The organism is Streptomyces sp. NPDC047049 (genome assembly GCF_040643995.1).
Lineage (GTDB): Bacteria > Actinomycetota > Actinomycetes > Streptomycetales > Streptomycetaceae > Streptomyces > Streptomyces mooreae.
The window spans coordinates 23,962-30,839 of the sequence record NZ_JBEYVM010000036.1 but is presented as its reverse complement, the minus strand read 5'-3'; the positions used below and the strand labels follow the sequence as shown (position 1 = coordinate 30,839).

Annotated in this window: 6 protein-coding genes; 3 read left to right on the top strand and 3 right to left on the bottom strand. The window is 71.1% G+C overall.

Features of this window, described 5'->3' with window-relative positions; genetic code table 11:
- Positions 1-43 precede the first annotated feature (43 nt).
- From ABZ851_RS36935 to ABZ851_RS36925, 3 genes are all read right to left on the bottom strand, one after another.
- Positions 44-1,159, bottom strand: a complete 1,116-nt coding sequence (locus tag ABZ851_RS36935) for a 3'-5' exonuclease (protein WP_361137048.1) — start codon at positions 1,157-1,159, stop codon at positions 44-46.
- Positions 1,160-1,284: 125 nt separating this feature from the next.
- Positions 1,285-1,878 (bottom strand): hypothetical protein, encoded by a 594-nt coding sequence (locus ABZ851_RS36930; RefSeq protein WP_361137046.1) that lies wholly within the window; start codon positions 1,876-1,878, stop codon positions 1,285-1,287.
- Between the two features lie 89 nt (positions 1,879-1,967).
- Positions 1,968-2,357, bottom strand: coding sequence for a hypothetical protein (locus ABZ851_RS36925; RefSeq protein ID WP_361137044.1), 390 nt, complete (start codon positions 2,355-2,357; stop codon positions 1,968-1,970).
- A 368-nt stretch (positions 2,358-2,725) separates the two neighbouring features.
- On the opposite strand from ABZ851_RS36925, the gene ABZ851_RS36920 reads away from it, so the two are divergent.
- From ABZ851_RS36920 to ABZ851_RS36910, 3 genes are read left to right on the top strand one after another with little or no spacing between them, the layout of a single operon-like run.
- A complete protein-coding gene (locus ABZ851_RS36920) occupies positions 2,726-3,178 on the top strand; it encodes a hypothetical protein (RefSeq protein WP_361137042.1) in 453 nt (150 codons plus the stop codon).
- Positions 3,175-4,929, top strand: a complete 1,755-nt coding sequence (locus ABZ851_RS36915) for a relaxase/mobilization nuclease domain-containing protein (RefSeq protein ID WP_361137040.1) — start codon at positions 3,175-3,177, stop codon at positions 4,927-4,929. Before ABZ851_RS36920 ends, ABZ851_RS36915 begins: the two co-directional genes overlap by 4 nt.
- Before the next feature lie 21 nt (positions 4,930-4,950).
- Complete coding sequence (locus ABZ851_RS36910; RefSeq protein WP_361137038.1) at positions 4,951-6,837, top strand: hypothetical protein; 1,887 nt, start codon at positions 4,951-4,953, stop codon at positions 6,835-6,837.
- Positions 6,838-6,878 lie beyond the last annotated feature (41 nt).

The following is a 6,878-nucleotide window of genomic DNA, read 5'->3' as shown; positions in this document are numbered from 1 at the left end:
CCCGCCCACCGGCCCGCAGGCGCATGCAGTGCGGAGGGGAAAATCAGGCGTAGGCGTCGTAGTCGTCATACTCGTCGTCAGCCTGGGGACCGCGCTCATTCTCCGGAAGCCGGGGCGCCGTTCCGGCGGCCAGCTCGCGCAGCAGCCGCGCGGCGCCGGCCGCGTCGGCCGCTGCGCGGTGGTTGCCGTACGGCTGTGACTGCCACCGGTAGTCGTGGTGGTAGGAGTTCCACTCGCCGTACCACTCGCTGTAGGGAATCATCAGGTCGACCCAGCGCGCCCGCTCCAGCCAGGCCCCGGTGTAGGCCAGCGCCTCAGCGTCCTCCAGGCCGACCACTGTGCGCGCGTGACGGTGGATCTCCCGGGCGATCACGCCCAGGTCATAGGAGAGGTTGTAGACCACGACACAGCGGCCGTCGACCGCCGCGCCGAGCGCATCGATCACGCCGGAAAACCGCGGCGCGTTCGCCTCAGCGAGCGTGGCATTGCCAATGCCGTGGATCGAGTGGGCTTGCTGGGAAATCGGCCCGCCCGGTGTCACCAGCGACTCGAACACGGTGCGGCCGTCAGCGTCGCACACCGCGACTTCGACGGCCCAGCCATGCAGCGCGGACGTCTCCGTGTCCAGGGTGACGACCTGGTGGCTGTCGAGGAGCGCGGCCGCCCACTCCTGCGGATCCCGCAGACCGTGACTGGCCGGGCGGGGCGGCAGGGCCGGCGCGAGGTCGAGTGAGCGCACCAGCTCGCTCACACGGTGACGGACGATCGAGCAGGGGCCGCACTCGATCTGCTGCGGGTAGCGTTCCTCGTCGGTGAGTTCGCCGCAGTCGAAGCACTTCCAGGCCCGTGCCAGAAACGCCTTGCGTTCGGCCGCCTTGCGCCCCTTTTCCAGGGCGGCGAGCTGCGCCGGGGTGCACGCCCTTTTCGGGCGGGCCGCGTTCCGGTCGTAGAGCGGGGTTTCCCCCTCTTGCTTGTAGTAGTACCACCGCGCGTAGGCCAAGGGCGGCTGCCGGTAGGCGCGCGTGAGGCCGGCCTTGCTCAGTTCGTTCTTCGTCAGCAGATGCGCCGGCCGGTCCCCGAGCCGGTACACCGGCAGGCCGTCCTCACGGGTCCGCACGATCTCATGCGGGCCCCGTGCAGTCTCCGTCTCAGTAGCCATGCCACCACCTCACCCGAAGCAGGTCGAAAGCCGCACGGCCAACACGCCGCGCGCACAGGTGACATGGTGGACCACCCCACTGACAGCGGGCAATTAACCGGGGCCACCCCGATCTAACTCTCTAACTACCCAGCCAGAAGGTAAAGCGAGGCGTTTTCAGTCGCCGCAGAGCAGATTGATGCCCTGTCGGATGATCCGGCCGAGTGTGTAGATCTGGGATTGCAGTTCCTCCGTCGAGCGGCGGCAGCGAGACCCCGGCGACGGGACGGGCCGAGGAGGCGTTCGTTTTTGAGGGCGCGGATGGCGGGTTCGCTTACCCGGTCTGCGGCGAGCCGTGCAGCGTCCACGAGGTGGGTGTCCAGGTCGTATGAGCACTTGCGGTCGAAGCCTTGGTGAGGGGTGCCGGTGCGGCGGCCGCGGATGCGGTGCCGCTTGCGTTCGTCGTCGGTCCAGGGCGGCCATGGTCCGGCCAGGTCGGGGAGAGCGAGGCGGATGCGGATCGCGTTGTTGACGAGGTGGACCTGTCGCGGCCAGCGGTGCGGGCGGGTGTCGGCGAGTTCGAGGTGAAGGGCTTCTGGCAGGGGTTGGCCGTCGGGGATGGCGAGGCGTTCGCGTTGGTCGGCGAGCCAGGCGGTTTCGGCGGCTGCGTTGTCGCCGGCCGTCGTTTCCAGCCAGGTGTATTGGTCGGTGGTCAGCCACACCACCACGGTGGTGGTCACGGTCGCTACCTCCCGGTCGGGGTGGGGAAGACGAAGCCCCCGGCCGGTAGCCGGGGGCAAGTTCGCGTGTACACGCGAATTGGTGGGTGTCAGGCGCCCGCGGCGGCCGCAGTGCCGGTGGGTGATTCGGCACCGCTCGGGCCGGACTGGCCGGGTACCTTGTCGCGGTCACCGGCGCCCGCGGTCGCTGTTGTCTTGGCAGCGGCCCGCTTGGTGGCGGACCTTTTGGCCGGGCGCCCGCGCGGCCGGCGGGTCGGGGGCAGCGCGTCCATGGCGGTGAGTTCTTCCTCGCTCCATCCGGCCCGCTCGGCGGCGACGTAGCGCTTGCCGTACTCCTCATCGAGGGAGGCGAGCTGTGCCTCAACGGCCTTGCGGGTGGCCAGGATCTCGGCGAGCGGTTCGAGCGCGGCCATGCGCTCGGCGAGCAGTTCCTTGCCGCGTTCTAGGATCGCGCGGGTGGCGTCGTCAGGGGTCGTCATGGCGCACATGGTAGCGCCGAGGTGCGTCGCCCAGGTGAGGTGGCGCACGTCGAGCCTCACGCACTCCCTCGGCGGGTGGTTGGGCGTGTACGCGCAGGCGCAACCCGTCGGCCGAGTGCGGGCCGTGCCGTGAGGCTGGATGTGGCCGCGCCCGCAGCCGGGCCGCGCCGCTCGTCGGGCCGCAGGCCGCCGCCCCTTCGCCGCGGCACCCCACCCCCTCCGCGCGTGCGCGCGGCCTCCTGCCGTCGGAGCAAGTTATACGTTAGTGTTCCACTAACGACTTGATCGCGTTCTGGGGAGCGCGATTTATGGGGCCGGTTCGAGCGCGAACCGGCCTTGGGTTTTGGGGGGTTGGGAGAGCCGAGACGATGACAGATCCGAAGCCGCTGACACCTCGTGTGCGCCGCCGTGAGCGCAAGTCCGACGAGCCCCGCAAGAAGCGTGTGAACCTCGCCTACAACGAGAGTGAGTTCCGCATTATCGAGCTCGCCGCGACCCGCGCCGGCCTGACGCCCGCCGGGTATGCGGCGCGTACCGCGCTCGCCGTCGCCAAGGGCGAACTTTCACCGATGCCGACCGGTGAAGCCGACCGCATCAAAGCCTTTCGTGACGCGGACGTGTCGTTGAACCGTGTCGGCAACAACCTCAACCAGATCACCGCTGTGTTGAACCAGGCCGCGCTGATTGCCACGGGTGAAGTGCTTGAGGTGATCCTTGCGACGCGCGCCGAGGTGGCCGCACTGCGGAGCGAGGTCGGAAGCGCCGTGCAGCGGTTGTTGCTCGCCGGGCTTGAGGTGACATCGAAGAGGAGGCGGCGTTGATTGCGAAGGCCGCGGACCGCGGCAGCCGTTCGGCCGGTCTGCTCTATTACCTGTACGGGCCGGGCAAGGCGAACGAGCACGAAGACCCGCATTTGGTCGCCGCATGGTCGGAGTGGGTTCCCGACCCGGGACGCTCGGAGACGATGACCATTGCGCAACTTGCCGGGCTACTGGATCAGCCGGTGCACGCGCTTGAGGCGGATGGTGGGAAGCCGTGGAAGAAGTACGTGTACCACATTCCGGTGTCGAACGAGCCCGGCGATCCGACGCTGACTGACGCGCAGTGGAAAGAGGTCGCGCAGCGGATCGTGGAGGCGTCCGGCATCGTGGACCCGAACGAGCCGGGCGGGTGCCGGTGGGTGGCGGTGCGGCACGCGGACAATCACATTCACATCGTGGCGACGCTCGTGCGGCAGGACGGCCGTAAGCCGGAGATTCACAATGACGGGCTTCGGTTCCGGCCGGTGTGCAACGAGTTCGAGAAGCGGTGGGGGCTGAAGCCGACGGCGCCGGCGGACCGCACCGGGCACCGGAGACCGAAGCGTGGAGAGACGGAGAAGGCCACGCGCAAGGGTCTGCCCGAGGCGCCGCGGGAGACGCTGCGGCGGGAGGCATATACGGCGGCCGCGAAGGCGTCGAATCCGGCGGAATTCTTCGCCGCACTGCGAGATGCTGGGCTCATTGTCGAGGCCCGCACCGGCCAGGACGGCGAGCCCACCGGGTACAAGGTCGGGCGGCCGGAGTGGCGGACGAAGGAGGGGAATTTGATCTGGTACAGCGGCAGTGGTCTGGCCCCTGATCTGTCCCTTCCCCAGCTCAAGCAGCGGTGGGCCAGCATCGAGCCGACGGCAGGTCTGTCGCGTGTCGAGGTGCTGAACCGGGCGGCAGCCGTGACGACCAGGGCCACCGACATGGTGGTGCGGGCCGCACGGGAGAACCCGGCCCGCACACCAGAGGTGGTCTCGGCTGCGGCCGAGCTGATGACGGCGAACGCCCGCGCCCTGGAGGGTCGCAGGGGCGGTCCGCTCACGGACGCCGCCGAGGCATTTCGACGTGCCGCCCGGGTGCCGAACCGGCAGCCGGTTCGGCGGGACGAGACGGCGGACGCGATGCGGTTGTACGCGCACACCATCGCGCAGGCCGGGCGGTTGCTGGGGGCCGGGGAGAAGGACGGGGCACGCCAGCTCGCCGCGCAATTGACGCTGCTGGTCGACGCGGTGGCGGTGCTGCGGGAGGCCCAGGAGGCGAGGCACCAGGCCGAGGCCGCGCTTGCCGCCGCGCGGTTCGCCCGGCAGCACCCCGGACAGCCGTTGCCGCCCCAGCTCTCCCGCGCCGCCGCCGACACCACGGGGACGACCATGCGGATCATGGGCCGCGACGTGGAGGTACGGGCGGACGCGGCCGGGCGCGAGGACCTGATGCAGACGGTTCGCCGGGGCATGGGATCCAGGGCCGAGGAGGTGTTGGGCGATCCCGCGTGGCCCGCGCTCGCCACGACGCTGGCGAAGGTCGAGGAGGCCGGCCGGGATCCGCTGGTGACGTTGCGCAGTGCACGGGCAGAGCGGGAGCTTGACACGGCGGAAAGCGTCGCTCAGGTGATGGTGTGGCGCCTGGAAAACCGGTTGGACACGTGGCAGCAGGAAGGCACGAATATTGCACCGCAGAGCCCGCAGCAGCAGCCGACACAGGCCGCCCGCCGCCCGCAGCAGCCGGGCCCGACTCATGGCCGGGGACGCGGCCCGCGTGTGTGACCGATGCAAGGAGAGGACTCGATGACACAACCGCCCGAGGAATACCCCGACCCGTTCGCCGAGGCCATGCGTCGCGGGGCCGCGCGAACGATGGCTGTGCTCGCGCAGGCCGCCGAGACGGCCGTACTTGTCGCCGCGATCCGTGAGCGCCAGGCGACCCGCCGGGCGGTCGAGGAGGCCCAGCGGGAGCGGGCGAGGAAGGCTGCCGAGGATCTGCGGCGTCAGACAGACCGCGTGCGGTGGCAGCGTGCCCTTGATGACGAGTGGCTGGAGGCGGCGACCGTCGATGAGCTGGTGACCGCGTGGGTCGCCGGCCGCACGCACATGCATGAGGACGCCATGGCGCACGATGCCGTCGAGCGTCTGGAGAAGGCGCTTGTCGAGCGTGAGCCGCAAGCCATGGACCTGTACCAGCGGCTCATGGGTGCGCCGTACGAGCCCGAAGAGGCCATGCGGCAGGCCGCCGAGTGGTTCACCCGTCAGGCGGACGCCGAGGCGATCGCGAAGAAGACCCCGGCCGAGAGGACTGCCCGCGTCTCGCGCGGGGAACTCGACCCCGGCCCGGAAGTCGTCGCCGCCAGCCAGCGCGACGACTTGCGCCAGGCCGTCGCCGTCGCCCTGCCCGATCTGGCCGACCAGATCACCGGCGATCCCGCATGGCCCGCGCTCGCGGCCACCATGGCCACCGCCGAACAGCAAGGTCTCGACCCCGCGCGAGCGCTCGCCACGGTCGCCGCCGAGCGCGAGCTGAACACCGCCCGCGGCATGACCGCCGTCCTCCAGTGGCGCCTAGAGCGCCACTTGGAAAACCCCCCGCCCAACCCGGCCGACAACCCGGCCGCAGCCGACCCGGCGACCGGCGCAACGCCGACCGCCACGGCGGCCGCGACGGCGGCCGGCGGAACGTCGCGGAGGGACGAGGTGAGGCGCGCGATCCGGGACGTGGGCCGCAGCCGGCGCATGACCGAAGGCGGCAGCGAGGAGGAGCGCCGCGCGTTCGTGCTGGAGCGGTGGCGCATCGTCCACGCCGCCGAGGACGAGCTGCCCGGCGCCCAGCGGGCAGCCCGCGCGTTCGAGCGCGAGCTGATCGAGCTGGACCCCGAGGCCCGCGCGATGTACCGGCGGCTGGCCCCGGTACGCGAGGGCGGAGGCGAACTCATCGCGGCCGAGCGCGAGCAGGACCGCAAGGCCGTGCGGGCAGCGTTCGAGGACTACCTGATCCGGCACGACCTGACGGAGGACGGCACGCCCACGGCGAACGCCACCCAGACGCAGCCGGCCCAGCAGCAAAACCAGGCCCCGCGGCAGGACCAGGCGGCCGCGCCCGCGGATGAGGGAACGGTGCTGTACCGGTGGGAAATCACCATCCCGTCGGAGAACGGCGTGACCGCTCATATCGCCGATGGTCAGTTCCGCGTTCCGGCCGGACCGGACCAGCGGGCGGCCGCCGAGCGGATGGCGGAGGACGAGTTGCGGGCCCTGTTCAAGGTCGAGGCCGAGCGCATGAGGCCGGTGCCGGAGAACCGGCAGCGCGACTACGTCATTCACGCGGTGGGCCCCGGCGGGCACGAGGAACACATCCGGGTCACCGGCCGGACGCTGCACCACCATGGCGACCGGGACGCGGCGCCTACGCCACCGCCGCGGCGGGAGCCGGCCAGCCACCAGGTGCCGGCCGAGCCCGCCCCGGCCCCGCAGCCGTCGCCGGCACCGCCCCAGCAGGTTCCGGACGGGGTGCAGGCGGAGGCGGAGAACGCGGCCCGCATGGCGCGCATGGCCAGTGCCGGGCCGGTTGATGCGGCGTTGCCGCAGCAGAAGGCGGAGAGGCCGGCGGTGTCGGGAAAAGTGGTGCGGCACCAGGGGCAGGATCTGACGAGTCGGCGCGGAGGCCCCCGCCCGGGACGCTGATTGCCTGACTTGGTGCCCATGCACGACGAACGGGGCGCCCC